The 14,018-nt window shown below is 65.3% G+C and carries 12 protein-coding genes; 8 read left to right on the top strand and 4 right to left on the bottom strand.

Going from position 1 to position 14,018, the window contains the following annotated elements; all coding sequences use genetic code 11:
* The first annotated feature begins 63 nt into the window (after nt 1-63).
* Nucleotides 64-2,805: an aconitate hydratase AcnA gene (acnA, locus tag AB7849_RS05245; RefSeq protein ID WP_147627490.1), complete on the top strand. Its 2,742-nt coding sequence runs from the start codon at nt 64-66 to the stop codon at nt 2,803-2,805.
* Nucleotides 2,806-3,020: 215 nt separating this feature from the next.
* Entirely contained in the window at nt 3,021-4,709 is a 1,689-nt protein-coding gene (locus tag AB7849_RS05250) for an AMP-binding protein (protein WP_008209767.1), read from the top strand.
* Nucleotides 4,710-4,780: 71 nt separating this feature from the next.
* Here AB7849_RS05250 and AB7849_RS05255 read toward each other — a convergent pair whose 3' ends face one another.
* Nucleotides 4,781-5,152: a PilZ domain-containing protein gene (locus AB7849_RS05255; protein ID WP_008209768.1), complete on the bottom strand. Its 372-nt coding sequence runs from the start codon at nt 5,150-5,152 to the stop codon at nt 4,781-4,783.
* A 717-nt stretch (nt 5,153-5,869) separates the two neighbouring features.
* Between AB7849_RS05255 and AB7849_RS05260 the strand changes: the two genes are divergently transcribed.
* From AB7849_RS05260 to arsC, 4 genes are read left to right on the top strand one after another with little or no spacing between them, the layout of a single operon-like run.
* Nucleotides 5,870-6,784 carry a segregation and condensation protein A gene (locus AB7849_RS05260; RefSeq protein ID WP_050984296.1) on the top strand — a complete coding sequence of 305 codons (915 nt, stop codon included), beginning with the start codon at nt 5,870-5,872 and terminating at the stop codon, nt 6,782-6,784.
* 51 nt (nt 6,785-6,835) lie between these two features.
* Complete coding sequence (gene scpB / locus AB7849_RS05265) at nt 6,836-7,759, top strand: SMC-Scp complex subunit ScpB (RefSeq protein ID WP_008209773.1); 924 nt, start codon at nt 6,836-6,838, stop codon at nt 7,757-7,759.
* Nucleotides 7,756-9,192, top strand: coding sequence for a pseudouridine synthase (locus AB7849_RS05270; RefSeq protein WP_369500682.1), 1,437 nt, complete (start codon nt 7,756-7,758; stop codon nt 9,190-9,192). The genes scpB and AB7849_RS05270 overlap by 4 nt, the downstream gene beginning before the upstream one ends.
* 12 nt (nt 9,193-9,204) lie before the next feature.
* Nucleotides 9,205-9,549, top strand: a complete 345-nt coding sequence (gene arsC, locus AB7849_RS05275; protein WP_369500683.1) for an arsenate reductase (glutaredoxin) — start codon at nt 9,205-9,207, stop codon at nt 9,547-9,549.
* Between the two features lie 139 nt (nt 9,550-9,688).
* On the opposite strand, the gene ftsH is transcribed toward arsC, so the two are convergent.
* Complete coding sequence (gene ftsH / locus AB7849_RS05280; protein WP_172624070.1) at nt 9,689-11,632, bottom strand: ATP-dependent zinc metalloprotease FtsH; 1,944 nt, start codon at nt 11,630-11,632, stop codon at nt 9,689-9,691.
* Nucleotides 11,629-12,279 (bottom strand): 23S rRNA (uridine(2552)-2'-O)-methyltransferase RlmE, encoded by a 651-nt coding sequence (gene rlmE / locus AB7849_RS05285; RefSeq protein WP_008216188.1) that lies wholly within the window; start codon nt 12,277-12,279, stop codon nt 11,629-11,631. The genes ftsH and rlmE overlap by 4 nt, the downstream gene beginning before the upstream one ends.
* 84 nt (nt 12,280-12,363) lie before the next feature.
* On the opposite strand from rlmE, the gene yhbY reads away from it, so the two are divergent.
* On the top strand, nt 12,364-12,660 hold the full coding sequence (gene yhbY / locus AB7849_RS05290) for a ribosome assembly RNA-binding protein YhbY (protein ID WP_008216190.1): 297 nt from the start codon (nt 12,364-12,366) through the stop codon (nt 12,658-12,660).
* Nucleotides 12,661-12,670: 10 nt separating this feature from the next.
* Complete coding sequence (locus tag AB7849_RS05295; protein WP_008216192.1) at nt 12,671-13,048, top strand: Mth938-like domain-containing protein; 378 nt, start codon at nt 12,671-12,673, stop codon at nt 13,046-13,048.
* A 56-nt stretch (nt 13,049-13,104) separates the two neighbouring features.
* On the opposite strand, the gene AB7849_RS05300 is transcribed toward AB7849_RS05295, so the two are convergent.
* Nucleotides 13,105-14,013: a peptidoglycan DD-metalloendopeptidase family protein gene (locus tag AB7849_RS05300; RefSeq protein ID WP_008216194.1), complete on the bottom strand. Its 909-nt coding sequence runs from the start codon at nt 14,011-14,013 to the stop codon at nt 13,105-13,107.
* Nucleotides 14,014-14,018 lie beyond the last annotated feature (5 nt).

Here is a 14,018-nt window from a genome sequence, read left to right on the forward strand (position 1 = left end):
GGCGTTTGTCAGCCGCCGACCTTCCCCATCCCAGCCGCAGGATTCAGCCAGGAGCACGTCCCCATGAAAGACACCTTTTCCGTACGCGACACCCTCGAGGTCAACGGCAAGAAGTACGCCTTTGCCAGTCTGGCCAAGCTGGGCGAACGCTTCGACCTGAAGCGCCTGCCGTATTCGATGAAGATCCTGCTGGAAAACCTGCTGCGCCATGAAGACGGCAGCGAGGTCACCTCGAAGGAAATCGAGGCCGTGGCCCAGTGGGACGCGAAGAAGGAGCCGGATACCGAGATTTCCTTCATGCCCGCGCGCGTGCTGCTGCAGGACTTCACCGGCGTGCCGTGCGTGGTCGACCTGGCGGCGATGCGTGACGCGATGAAGTCGCTGGGCGGCGACCCGACCCTGATCAACCCGCTGTCGCCGGCCGAGCTGGTGATCGACCACTCCGTGCAGGTCGATGTGTTCGGCAGCGAAGACGCGCTGGAAAAGAACGTCGCCATCGAGTTCGATCGCAACCAGGCCCGCTACAGCTTCCTGCGCTGGGGCCAGAAAGCCCTGACCGATTTCAAGGTGGTGCCGCCGCGTACCGGCATCGTGCACCAGGTCAACCTGGAGCATCTGGGCCGTGTGGTCATGGCCAATGAAGTCGACGGCCAGCAGTGGGCCTACCCGGACACCGTGTTCGGTACCGACTCGCACACCACCATGATCAACGGCCTGGGCGTGCTGGGCTGGGGCGTGGGCGGCATCGAGGCCGAAGCCGCCATGCTGGGCCAGCCGTCCTCCATGCTGATTCCGCAGGTGGTCGGCTTCAAGCTGTCCGGCCGTCTGCCGGAAGGCGCCACCGCCACCGATCTGGTGCTGACCGTGACGCAGATGCTGCGCAAGCAGGGCGTGGTCGGCAAGTTCGTGGAGTTCTTCGGCCCGGGCCTGCAGCATCTGGCACTGGCCGATCGCGCCACCATCGGCAACATGGCTCCGGAATACGGCGCGACCTGCGGCATCTTCCCGGTCGACGCCGAGTCGCTGAAGTACCTGCGCCTGTCCGGCCGCAGCGACGAACAGGTCGCGCTGGTCGAAGCCTATGCCAAGGCCCAGGGTCTGTGGCACGACGAGAACAGCCCGCACGCCGAATTCAGCGCCACGCTGGAGCTGGACCTGGCCGACGTCAAGCCGTCGATGGCCGGCCCGAAGCGCCCGCAGGATCGCGTGCTGCTGACCGACGTCAAGAAGAACTACAACGAGAACGTGGGCGCTACCACCGCCAACCGCAACGGCGCCGAAGCCCGCTTCGCCAACGAGGGTGGCGACACTGCCGTCGGCCATGACCAGAGCCAGAGCGCTCCGGGCCAGCATGTTTCGATGAACGGCAAGGATTTCAACGTCAATGATGGCTCCGTGGTCATCGCCGCGATCACCTCGTGCACCAACACTTCCAACCCCGCCGTGATGCTGGCTGCCGGTCTGGTCGCCAAGAAGGCGGCGGCACGCGGTCTGAAGGCCAAGCCGTGGGTGAAGACCTCACTGGCGCCGGGTTCCAAGGTGGTCACCGATTATCTGGAAAAGACCGGCCTGCTGACCGAGCTGGAAAAGACCGGCTTCTTCCTGGTCGGCTACGGCTGCACCACCTGCATCGGCAACTCCGGTCCGCTGCCGCAGGAAATCAGCAAGGCGATCACTGCCGGTGATCTCACCGTGGGCGCCGTGATCTCCGGCAACCGCAACTTCGAAGGCCGCGTGCACGCCGAAGTGAAGATGAACTACCTGGCCTCGCCGCCGCTGGTGGTGGCCTATGCGCTGGCCGGCTCGCTCAACCTGAACCTGACCACCGAGCCGCTGGGCCAGGACAAGGACGGCAAGGACGTGTTCCTCAAGGACGTCTGGCCGAGCAACCAGGAAATCAGTGACCTGATGGCCAGCGCGGTCACCTCGGACATGTTCAAGAAGAACTACGCCGACGTGTTCAAGGGCGACGAGCGCTGGAATGCGATCGCCTCGCCGGACGGCGCGCTGTACGCGTGGGACGAGAAGTCCACCTACATCAAGAACCCGCCCTACTTCGACGGTATGACGATGGAAGTGGGCAAGGTCGAGGACATCCACGCCGCCCGCTGCCTGGGCCTGTTCGGCGACTCGATCACCACCGACCACATCTCGCCGGCCGGCTCGATCAAGAAGGACTCACCCGCGGGCAAGTTCCTGATCGGTCGTGGCGTGGAGCCGAAGGACTTCAACTCCTACGGTTCGCGTCGCGGCAACGACGACGTGATGGTGCGCGGCACCTTCGCCAACATCCGCATCAAGAACCAGATGCTGGATGGCGTCGAAGGCGGCTTCACCCGCCACGTGCCCAGCGGCGAGCAGATGGCGATCTACGACGCCGCCATGAAGTACAAGGAAGCGGGCACCCCGCTGGTGGTCCTCGCTGGCAAGGAATACGGCACCGGCTCGTCGCGTGACTGGGCCGCCAAGGGCACCCTGCTGCTGGGCGTGAAGGCGGTCATCGCCGAAAGCTTCGAGCGCATCCATCGTTCGAACCTGGTTGGCATGGGCGTGCTGCCGCTGTGCTTCAAGGACGGCGAGAACGCCAAGTCGCTGGGCCTGACCGGCAACGAGAGCTTCGACGTCACCGGTCTGGACGACGGCAATGCGAAGCAGGCCAAGGTGGTGGCCACCGCCGAAGACGGCAGCAAGAAGGAGTTCACCGTCAAGGTGATGCTGCTGACCCCGAAGGAGCGCGACTTCTTCCGTCACGGTGGCATCCTGCAGTACGTGCTGCGTCAGCTCGCCGGCAAGAAAGCCGCCTGAGCCAAGCCGCATGTCGCGTTGAAATGAAAAGCCGCCTCGACGTTCGTCGGGGCGGCTTTTTTCATGCGGGAAAATACCCGGCCGACATGCGTCCGAACCATCCGCCATCCCTGCCCGCGGCTTGCCGCTGTACGCGCGCGTATGCTCCAATGCCAGCAGGGGATATCGCCACCATCACATGCCTTGGCGATCAAGATCAGGAGTCGACATCCATCATGAGCAACGAGCGTCCGTGGCTTGACCACTACCCGGCTGGCGTACCCACGCAAATCGACCTGGATACCTATTCCTCGATCGTGGCGGTGCTGGACGAAGTCTTCGAACGCTTCCGCGACCGCCCTGCCTTCAGCAACTTCGGCAAGCAGCTGGATTATGGCCAGATCGACGCGCTGAGCCGCCAGTTCGCCGGCTATCTCACCGGCGTGCTGAAACTCGGCAAGGGCGACCGCATCGCGATCATGATGCCGAACGTCCTGCAATACCCGATCGCCCTGTTCGGCGCGTTGCGCGCCGGGCTGATCGTGGTCAACACCAATCCGATGTACACCGCCCGCGAACTGAAGCACCAACTCGAGGACTCCGGTGCCAAGGCCATCGTGGTGCTGGACAATTTCGCCTCCACGCTGCAGCAGGTGGTCGCCGACACCGAGGTGAAGCACATCATCACCACCGGCATCGGCGACCTGCTCGGCTTCCCCAAGGGCGCACTGATCAACTTCGCGCTCAAGCACGTGAAAAAAATGGTACCGGCTTACCACCTGCCGTCGGCAGTGCGTTTCCGTGATGCGTTGGCGCAGGGCAGCGCGCATTCGCTGTCGAAGGTGGAACTGGGCCACGACGACATCGCTTTCCTGCAGTACACCGGCGGCACCACCGGCGTGGCCAAGGGCGCCATGCTCAGCCACGGCAACATGGTCGCCAACATGTTGCAGGCCGGCTCGTGGATCGGCAAGAACGCGAAGGAAGGCGAGGAAGTCATCATCACCGCGCTGCCGCTGTATCACATCTTTTCGTTGTGCGCCAACGGCCTGGTGTTCATGCGCCTGGGCGGCCTGAACTGGCTGATCACCAACCCGCGCGACATGCCCGGCTTCGTCAAGGAACTGAAGAAATCGCGCTTCACCGCGCTGACCGGCGTCAACACGCTGTTCAACGGCCTGCTCAACACCCCGGGTTTCAGCGAGGTGGATTTTTCGCGCCTGCACCTGACGCTCGGCGGCGGCATGGCCGTGCAACGCGCGGTGGCCGAGCGCTGGAAAAAGGCTACCGGCTGCACGTTGGCCGAGGCCTACGGCCTCACCGAGACCTCGCCCGCTGCATGCATCAACCCGCTCGACCTGAAGGCATACAACGGCTCGATCGGCCTGCCGATCCCCTCCACCGAGGTGGCGATCTGGTCCGAGGACAACCAGCCGCTGCCGGTCGGTGAAGTGGGCGAGCTGATGGTGCGCGGCCCGCAGGTGATGAAGGGTTACTGGAAGCGCCCCGAGGAAACCGCCAAGGTGCTCGGCCCCGACGGCTGGTTGCACACCGGCGATATCGCGAAGATGGACGCCAACGGCTACTTCTATATCGTCGACCGCAAGAAGGACATGATCCTGGTGTCCGGTTTCAACGTCTATCCGAACGAAGTCGAGGACGTGGTGATGCAGCATCCCGGCGTGCTGGAGGTGGCGGCCGTCGGTGCGCCGGACGAACATTCCGGCGAAGTGGTGAAGCTGTTCGTGGTACGCAAGGACCCGGCCCTCACCGCCGATGCGCTCAAGCAGTTCTGCCACGACAATCTCACCGGCTACAAGCGTCCGAAGATCATCGAGTTCCGCGACTCGCTGCCGAAGAGCAACGTGGGCAAGATCCTGCGTCGTGAATTGCGCGACGAGAAGAAAGCTGCACCCGCGACCTGAGTTTCAGCGCACCCGCACATGAAAACGCCCGCGAAAGCGGGCGTTTTCATGTATTCCGTCGAGGAGCGCCATCACTCGTCCTGCCACAACTCCAGGATATCGGCGTAGCCACCCAGCAGGTTCCACAACGGCACCTGCTTGTCTTCCGGGATATGCGTGTAAGCAAAACCGATATGGCGGGCGGACACCCGCGCCACCTGCGCCTCCAGATGGATGTGCAGGTCGTGTCCGAAGATCATGTCCAGCACCCAGCTCTGGCCGGATTCACCATTCCAGCCCAGTGGTCGACGCAACAACACGCCCGTCGCCGAAATGTCCACCAACTCGGTGGGGTGCGATTCGTCGCCGTGGCTCATCAGCACCGTGGTCTGGATGCGCATGCGCGCTGGGCGCAGTTGCTCCTTGCTGGAACCATCCCTGGCTTCGTCATCGGTCATGGTCATGCACTTCATCTCCGTTCGCGCCGCGAATCCTGCGACACGCCTGGTATTTTCCCGGCTTCATCATGCCGGGCAGGATGCAATGCGCGGGGCTGACGTCCCATTCGCACCGATTCCCGCCGGCCCCTCCCCTGGGCGCAAACAACATACAGACAACACCCGTTGAACCGAAGCAAGCAAAGCGTGTGCCACATCACGGAATCCCGATTCCATCGCTCGCCTCGACGTCGCAGGCACGCGGGCAGGCCGGAATCGACGCAACGTGTCACATGCTGCCCTTGCCCATCGCCCCGCCCGTCAACAACCGGCCATCCGCCCACTGGACTTGCCGCCGCGCAACCATTACCCTGTGACCCACGCGTAGGTTCGTGGGCAACCGCTGTTCGACATATCCGGCAGCCGCCGCGACCACCGATTCCGTAGTCGACCGCTTGAACCGCTCGCGACGCCCGCGCGTCGCGCTGCCTCGTGCCCGTACCGTGGCTTGCCGGCCCGGCCCGTGCACAGGGCGACCGCAGCAAGACCGCCTGACCGAAGTCGCGCCATGCGCCTTCATCTCGCCGGCCCGCCGCGATACCGCCCTTGCGCTGCGACAGGTATCGAACAGGCCTTTCCATCCGGGGACGGATGCCTTTCGGGGTTCCCGCCCACCAGTGGGAAGGCTCCGGGTGTACTGAAAGCACTGCCCAGCCGCACCGAGCGGCCCGACGACATGCATTGATGAGTACTGAGCCAGAGTCTCAGCCGGTTGAACCAGTCCAAGGCGCCTTCGCGCCGGTCCCGCAGCAGCAGGAAATGCCGCTGGCGATCGTGCGTGGCGAACCGATCCTGCAGATGCCGCAGGACCTGTACATTCCGCCGGATGCCCTGGAAGTCATCCTGGAAGCGTTCGAGGGACCGCTGGATCTTTTGCTTTACCTGATTCGCCGGCAGAATCTGGACATCCTGGACATCCCGGTTGCCGAGATCACCCGGCAGTACATGACCTACATCGAGCTGATGCGCGATGTGATGCGGTTGGAGCTGGCGGCGGAATACCTGCTGATGGCCGCGATCCTGGCCGAGATCAAGTCGCGCCTGTTGCTGCCGCGACCGCCTGCCGAGGAAGGTGTCGAAGAGGATCCGCGTGCCGAACTGGTACGCCGCCTGCAGGAGTACGAACGCTTCAAGAAGGCGGCCGAGGACATCGAGGCCCTGCCCCGGCTGGAGCGCGACACGGCCATAGCCCAGGCCGACACCGGCGAGCGCAACGTCATCAAGGTGCCGCCGCCGCTGGATCTGAAGGAAATGCTGCTGGCGCTGAAGGATGTATTGCGCCGCGCCGAATTGTTCGGGCACCACGCCATCAAGCGCGAGGTGCTCAGCGTACGCCAGCGCATGAGTGAGCTGTTGAGCCGGCTGGACCATGTCGGGTTCAGCCGTTTCGAGACGCTGTTCGACGTCAGCGAAGGCCGCCTCGGCGTGGTGGTCACGTTCCTGGCCATGCTGGAGCTGGCCAAGGAAATGCTGATCGAGATCGTCCAGGAGGAACCGCTTGCGCCGATCTACGTGAAGGCCAAGGCCGACTCCCACGAGACAGCCGCCGAGCCCATCGACGAAGACACGGCCGACATTCCGGCATCCGCCGCCGAGTAACACCGGCTTTCGCCCAACCGCACCATCGGACATCCGCATCCAGACCAGGCCATGCAGATCGAGCAAATCAAACCGATTATCGAGGCAGCCCTGCTTGCCGCCACCCAGCCGCTGACGGTGATGCATCTGGGTGACCTGTTCGTCGAAGACGACGAGGTCGCCCGCGACGACATCGCCCGCGCACTGGAGCTGCTGGCAGAAGACTGCCAGGGCCGCGGCGTCGAGCTGAAGGAAGTCGCTTCCGGCTTCCGCTACCAGGTCCGCCAGGATGTGCATCCGTGGGTCTCGCGGATGTGGACCGAGCGTCCCAGCCGCTATTCGCGCGCCCTGCTCGAAACGCTGGCGCTGATCGCCTACCGCCAGCCGATCACCCGCCCGGAGATCGAACAGATTCGTGGCGTGGTGGTCTCCTCCAACATCATCAAGACGATGGAAGAACGCGAATGGATCCGCGTGGTCGGCCATCGCGACGTACCCGGCAAACCGGCGCTGTTCGGCACCACCCGCGCCTTTCTCGACTACTTCAACCTGAAATCACTGGACGAACTGCCACCACTGTCCGAAATCCGCGACATGGAAGATCCCCAGCTCCGCTTCAACGACGAGCCGTTGCCCGCTCGCGTGGTGAAGGACCTGCCGATCGACCCGGACGAGGAAATCGCCGACGGGGAAGCCACTGACGGCGAGGCGGCCACCCCGGCTTCCATCGACGAGAGCACGGCTATCGCCAGCGCCATCGATATGGACGAAGCCAACTCCGAAAACACGCTCGACGCCACGCCCGACACCGGCGTCGATCATCCCGATTCCACGGCCGAAACCACCCTGGCCGCTCCCGACACCGACGTTTCCGCCGCCCACGAAGCGGATGCCACGGACGCCGATCCATCCATCGCCACTGCCGCCGAGGCAGCGGACCGCGCGGACGCCGACGACGGCGACGCCGAGCAAGACACCAAGGAGTACCGCGCATGACTGCGCCGCAAAAATCCGTTCTGACCCTGAAGCGCGAACCGCGCACCGAAGAAATCGCCGCACTGGAAGAGCGCCTGCACAAGGTGCTGGCCAATGCCGGCCTCGGCTCGCGCCGCATGCTGGAACAGCGCATCCTGGCCGGTGAAGTCGAGCTCAACGGCAGCCCTGCCGGCACCGGTGCCAGCGTGCATGCCGGCGACCGCGTAGTGCTGGACGGCAAGCAATTCGTCGTTTCCACCGACAGCCGCGACAACGCCGAAGTGCTGATCTATCACAAGCCCGAAGGCGTGATGAGCACCCGCGACGATCCCGAAGGCCGCCCCACCGTCTTCGAACAGCTGCCGCGCCTGAAGGGTGCGCGCTGGGTCGCCGTTGGCCGTCTCGACATCAATACCACCGGCCTGCTGCTGCTCACCACCGACGGTGAACTGGCCAACGCACTGATGCACCCCAAGAGCGGACTGGAGCGCGAATACCTGTGCCGCGTGCACGGCGAAGTGCCCGACGAGATCATCGAGAAGCTCAAAGCCGGCGTGGAACTGGAAGACGGCCCTGCCCGCTTCGACGAAATCGCCGTGATCAGCCGTGGTGGCAGCCACAGCTGGTTCCGCGTGGTGATTCGCGAGGGCCGCAACCGCGAGGTGCGCCGCCTGTGGGATTCGCAGGGTTACCTGGTCAGTCGACTCAAGCGCATCCGCTACGGCGGCATCGAATTGCCGCGCCTGCTGCGTCGTGGCGACTGCGAAACTCTCGGCGAAGACGCCGTGAAGCAGTTGCGCGAAGCCGGCGGCCTGGGCGCGCCGCAGCCGGTGCTCACGCTGAGCCCGGTGCTGCACCAGCGCCGCGCCAACCGCAACATCACCGAATACCGCCCCGAAGGCAGCGCACCCGCGGCCTGGAGTGGCGCCTATCACGACGAAGCCCGCGAGCTGCGTGCATTCGACCGGATTCGCGAAGAGCCCACCCGCGGCCGCCAGAAACCGCGCAAACCGGGCAAGGAAGTGAATGGCAACGTCGCTCGCCCCGAACGCGCGCCAAGCGCCGGCCGTGGCCGCGGCAAGCGCGGCGTGGCCCCAGGCCAGGAGCTGCCGTCGGTGCGCACCTGGTTTGCCGGCGAAAGCCGTGAGGGTGCCGGCCGACCAGGCGCCAACCGTGGCAACGCAGGCGGTCGGCCGGCTGGCGCCGGCAACCGCGGCAACGCAGGTGGCAAACCGGCCGGCGCCGGCAACCGCAGCGCGGGCAACAGCCCGTACGCCGGTTTCGGTGGCACCAGCGGCAAGCCTCGCGCCCACGGCGGCGGCAACCGCCCCGGCCAGAATGCCGGCGGCCGCCCGCAGAACCGTGGTGGCAAGCGCCCGTCCAGCCCTGGCGGTCGTCCGCAAGGCGGCGGCGGTAGCGGCGGTCGTGGCGGCAACCGCTCCGGCAACCGTTAAGCCGAGGCCGCGATGATCCGCATCTACCACAACAACCGCTGCTCCAAGTCGCGCGCCACGCTGGCGTTGCTGGAGCAGCGGGGTGAGCCGCTCGAGATCGTCAACTACCTCGATACCCCGCCCAGCGCCGCAGAGCTGAAAACCCTGCTCGGCCTGCTGGGGATGCCCGCACGGAAGCTGCTGCGCACTGGCGAGGACGACTACAAGACGCTCGGACTGGACAATCCCGAGCTCGACGACGACGCCCTCGTCCAGGCCATGACCACGCATCCAAAGCTGATCGAGCGACCCATCGTGGTCGCCCACGGCAAGGCCGCGATCGGCCGTCCACCCGAGGCCGTGCTGGCGATCCTCTGAGCCATGCGTCAACGGCGGATGGAAGCCCACCGCGCCTGACAGCCCAAGCGATGCCAACACCGAAAAGCCGAAGGGCCGCTCTCGCGAGCGGCCCTTCGGCTTTTTTGATGTCCCCGATCAAGTCGTCGGGAATGGTGACTCAGAGGTGGCTTTGCGTCGCCGGATCACCCACCTTGGCGCTGGCATCGCCGCGCGGCGGCGGCGGGGGCGGCGGCGTGCTGCCGGTCGGTGCTGCCTTGTCCCAATCCGCCGGCGGACCGGGAACGCGCCCGTCCATGATGTCGTCGATCTGGCGCGCGTCGATGGTTTCGTACTCCAGCAACGCGCCGGCCATCACATGCAGCTTGTCGATATTCTCGGTAAGCAGGCGCTTGGTGCGGGCATATGCCGTATCGAGGATCTCGCGCACCACTTCGTCGATCTTGCGCGCGGTTTCATCGGAAACACTCTTGTGCTGCGTCACCGAACGGCCGAGGAACACCTCGTCCTCGTCCTCGCCGTAGGTCACCGGGCCGAGCTTGTCGGACAGGCCCCACTTGGTGACCATGTTGCGCGCCATCTTGGTGGCCCGCTCGATGTCGTTGGAGGCACCGGTGGTGACCTTGTCCTCACCGAAGATCAGCTCTTCGGCCACGCGCCCGCCATACAGCGAGCACAACTGCGACTGGATCGCCACGCGGTTGATGCTGTACTTGTCGTTTTCCGGCAGGTACATGGTGACACCCAGCGCCCGGCCGCGCGGGATGATGGTGACCTTGTAGACCGGATCATGCTCGGGCACCAGGCGGCCGACGATGGCGTGGCCGGACTCGTGGTAAGCAGTGAGCTTCTTCTCGTCCTCGCTCATCACCATCGAGCGACGCTCCGACCCCATCAGGATCTTGTCGCGCGCCTTGTCGAGATGGCTCATGCGCACTTCGCGCGCATTCTCACGGGCGGCGAACAACGCGGCCTCGTTGACCAGGTTGGCCAGGTCGGCGCCGGAAAAGCCCGGCGTACCGCGCGCGATCACCATCGGCACCACGTCACTGGCGGTAGGCACCTTGCGCAGGTGCACCTTGAGGATCTGCTCGCGCCCCTTCACGTCCGGCAAGCCGACCACCACCTGCCGATCGAAACGGCCCGGGCGCAGCAGCGCCGGATCGAGCACGTCCGCGCGGTTGGTGGCCGCGATGACGATGACGCCTTCGGTACCCTCGAAACCGTCCATTTCGACCAGCAACTGGTTCAGGGTCTGCTCGCGCTCATCGTGACCACCGCCGAGGCCGGCGCCGCGATGGCGACCCACCGCGTCGATCTCGTCGATGAAGATGATGCACGGCGCGTGCTTCTTGGCCTGCTCGAACATGTCGCGCACGCGGCTGGCGCCGACGCCGACGAACATCTCCACGAAGTCCGAACCGGAGATCGAGAAGAACGGCACCTTGGCCTCGCCCGCAATGGCCTTGGCCAGCAGGGTCTTGCCGGTACCGGGCGGGCCGACCATCAACACGCCCCGCGGAATCTTGCCACCCAGTTTCTGGAACTTGCCCGGGTCGCGCAGGAACTCGACCAGCTCGCCAACCTCTTCCTTGGCCTCGTCGCAACCGGCCACATCGGTGAAATTGACCTTGATCTGGTCCTCGCCCTGCAACTTGGCGCGCGAACGGCCGAAGCTCATCGCCCCGCGGCCGCCACCGCCGCCTTGCTGCATCTGGCGCATGAACCAGATGAACACGCCGATGATCAGGATCACCGGCAGCCAGCTCACCAGCAAGCTGATCAGCGAGAAGCTGCTCGCCGAATCCTGGCTCACCGTGACGCCCTTGTCCTGCATCTGCTTGACCACGCCATTGGTGGAGAAGCCGAGCACCGGGGCGATGGTGCGATAGGCACTGCCGTCTTTCAGCTTGCCGCTGATCGTGGCGGGATTCTCGGCGCTGATCGAGGCCGTGGCCACGTTGCCGTTGTCCACGCTCTGCACGAAGCTGCTGTAGGGCAGGTCGGACGAGCCGCTGCCGTGCGGGTTGAAGCTCTGGAACACCGTGATCAGAACGATCGCGATGACCACCCAGAGCAACAAGGTTTTGACTGTTTCGTTCATGCGCGGTTCTCGCCGTTTTGCCCGCCCGTGGCCTTTCGCCCCGTGGCAAGCGCATATACCTCACGCGAACGTGCGCGCGAGGCCTTGGGTTTACGCATGGTCACGCGCGTGAAGTCCGCGCGCAAGCTGCGCAAGTAATCATCGAAGCCGGCGCCCTGGAAAAGCTTGATCAGGAACGCGCCGCCCGGCTTCAGCCAGTGCCGGGAAAAATCGAGCGCCAGCTCGGCCAGGTCCATCGCCCGGATCTGGTCGGCCAGGGCCACACCACTCATATTGGGGGCCATGTCCGACAGCACAAGATCCAGCTTCTGGCCGTCCAGCCGGGCTTCCAGCTCGTGCAGCACGCTTTCTTCACGGAAATCGCCCTGCAGGAAGTCCACCCCGCCAATCCCCTGCATCGGCAGGATATCCAGCGCCACCACGGTACCGGTGTCGCCCAGCCGCTGGCGCACCAGCTGCGACCAGCCACCGGGAGCCGCGCCAAGGTCCACCACGCGCATGCCGGGCTTGAGCAGGCGATCGCGCTCGATCAGCTCCTCCAGCTTGAATACGGCGCGCGAACGCAGGCCGTCGGCCTGCGCCTTCTTTACGTAGACATCATCGAAGTGCTCCCGCAGCCAGCGGGAACTGCTTTTGCTGCGAGACATGGTCGGCAACGGCCACAGATAGGGGGAATGAGGTCTGCATGATACCCTTTGCCGTCCCCTGACCGCGAATCCGAGACTGAACGCATGGCCCTTTCCCCCTCGCAGCGCCGTTACCTGCGCAGCCTCGCCCACGACCTGAACCCGGTCATCCTGCTGGGTGCCAAGGGCGCCACGGACGCCGTGCTCAAGGAGCTGGACGGTGCGCTGAGCCATCACGAACTGGTCAAGGTGAAGCTGTCCGGCGGCGACAAGGCCGAACGCGACGCCCAGATCGACTTCCTTGCCGGCGGCACCGGCGCCGAGAACGTGCAGCAGATCGGCCACGTGGTGGTGCTGTTCCGCCGCAACGAGGACGAGCCGAAGCTCGCCCTGCCACGCTGAAGGCCGCGCCATGGATCTCTCGCTCGAACACAACGGCGATTATCTCCATGTGCGCCGCGTGAGCGAGCGCAGCGTCACCGTGGTCGACCGCGAACTGGAACGCAGCTTTCTGCTGACGCCGGATCGCGCGGTCGAGGGTTGGCCGGTCACCGACGCCAGCACACTCGACGCCGCGCACATCGATGCCATTCTTGAACTGCAGCCGGAGCTGGTACTGCTGGGCACCGGAACCCGCCAGGTATTTCCGGCGCCGGCGTTCATGGCCGGCTTCCTGCGCAAGGGCATCGGCATCGAAGTGATGGACAACGCGGCCGCCGCGCGCACCTACGACCTGCTTGCCGGCGAAGGGCGGCACGTTGTGGCCGCCTTCATCCTGCCGCCCGCCTGATCGGCGCAATCAACCGCAGGCCAGTTCGCAATGGACTGGCCTGAACCCGAGTCGCATCAGCGCGACGGCAGGTAATCCAGCGGATCGACCGGATTGCCATCCTTGCGGATCTGGAATTCCAGCTCGTCGCGCGAAGCACCGGTGGAACCCATCTCGGCAATCTCCTGCCCCGCCTTCACGTGCTGTCCTTCGGTCACCAGCCGCTTGCGGTTGTGCCCGTAAGCCGACAGGAAGCTGTCGTTGTGCTTGATGATGACCAGCTCGCCATAGCCGACCAGGCCATTGCCGCTGTAGACCACCACGCCGTCTGCCGCCGCACGCACCGGATCACCCGCCTTGCCGGCAATCTCGATACCGGGAATGGCGTCACTGCTCTGGAAACGCTTCAGCAGCGCTCCCGAGACGGGCCAATGCCAGACCACGCCACCGGCCGAACGACTGCCGCCGGTGGACACGACCGGCGCGGTCGATGCCGGCGGCGGCACGGCATGCACCGGCTCGCCCGCCACCGGAACCGTGGTGGAGGCGACGTGTGCAGGCGCTGGCAGCTTTGTTGGCGCGGGTGGCGTCACGACATGGGCTGGCGGGGTTGAACCCACCGGCTCGAACACCGGCGCAGCCGCATGTGGCGCCACTGCAACCGCATGCGTCGGTTCCGGATGCGTCGCCGCCACCGCCGCCGAAGAGGCAACGGCATGCCCCGGCGACAGGTGCAGCACTTGCCCCGGCCAGATCGTGTAAGGCGCGGCTATGCCGTTCCAGCTGGCCAGGCTGCGGAAATCCACGCCATTGCGGAAGGCGATGGAATAGAGCGTATCGCCCTTCTTCACCCGATACGTGCCGTCGTGGGCACGCGCCTGTGCCGTCGGCGCAGACGTGTGTGCCCCGGGTGCGGGCTCGACCACCACCGTACTGCACGCCGCCAGTGCCGAGATCAGGCCGGCAGCCATCAGCCATCGCGTCATTCCAT

This window comes from Rhodanobacter sp. FW021-MT20 (assembly GCF_041107475.1).
Taxonomy (GTDB): Bacteria; Pseudomonadota; Gammaproteobacteria; order Xanthomonadales; family Rhodanobacteraceae; genus Rhodanobacter_A; species Rhodanobacter_A glycinis.

Excerpts from the sequence above, each read along its gene's own strand:
- ftsH (WP_172624070.1), bottom strand. The coding sequence starts at position 11,632 with ATGAACGAAACAGTCAAAACCTTGTTGCTCTGGGTGGTCATCGCGATC.
- arsC (WP_369500683.1), top strand. The coding sequence starts at position 9,205 with ATGATCCGCATCTACCACAACAACCGCTGCTCCAAGTCGCGCGCCACG.
- rlmE (WP_008216188.1), bottom strand. The coding sequence starts at position 12,279 with ATGTCTCGCAGCAAAAGCAGTTCCCGCTGGCTGCGGGAGCACTTCGAT.
- AB7849_RS05250 (WP_008209767.1), top strand. The coding sequence starts at position 3,021 with ATGAGCAACGAGCGTCCGTGGCTTGACCACTACCCGGCTGGCGTACCC.
- AB7849_RS05300 (WP_008216194.1), bottom strand. The coding sequence starts at position 14,013 with ATGACGCGATGGCTGATGGCTGCCGGCCTGATCTCGGCACTGGCGGCG.
- AB7849_RS05295 (WP_008216192.1), top strand. The coding sequence starts at position 12,671 with ATGGATCTCTCGCTCGAACACAACGGCGATTATCTCCATGTGCGCCGC.
- yhbY (WP_008216190.1), top strand. The coding sequence starts at position 12,364 with ATGGCCCTTTCCCCCTCGCAGCGCCGTTACCTGCGCAGCCTCGCCCAC.
- AB7849_RS05260 (WP_050984296.1), top strand. The coding sequence starts at position 5,870 with ATGAGTACTGAGCCAGAGTCTCAGCCGGTTGAACCAGTCCAAGGCGCC.
- AB7849_RS05255 (WP_008209768.1), bottom strand. The coding sequence starts at position 5,152 with ATGACCATGACCGATGACGAAGCCAGGGATGGTTCCAGCAAGGAGCAA.
- scpB (WP_008209773.1), top strand. The coding sequence starts at position 6,836 with ATGCAGATCGAGCAAATCAAACCGATTATCGAGGCAGCCCTGCTTGCC.
- acnA (WP_147627490.1), top strand. The coding sequence starts at position 64 with ATGAAAGACACCTTTTCCGTACGCGACACCCTCGAGGTCAACGGCAAG.
- AB7849_RS05270 (WP_369500682.1), top strand. The coding sequence starts at position 7,756 with ATGACTGCGCCGCAAAAATCCGTTCTGACCCTGAAGCGCGAACCGCGC.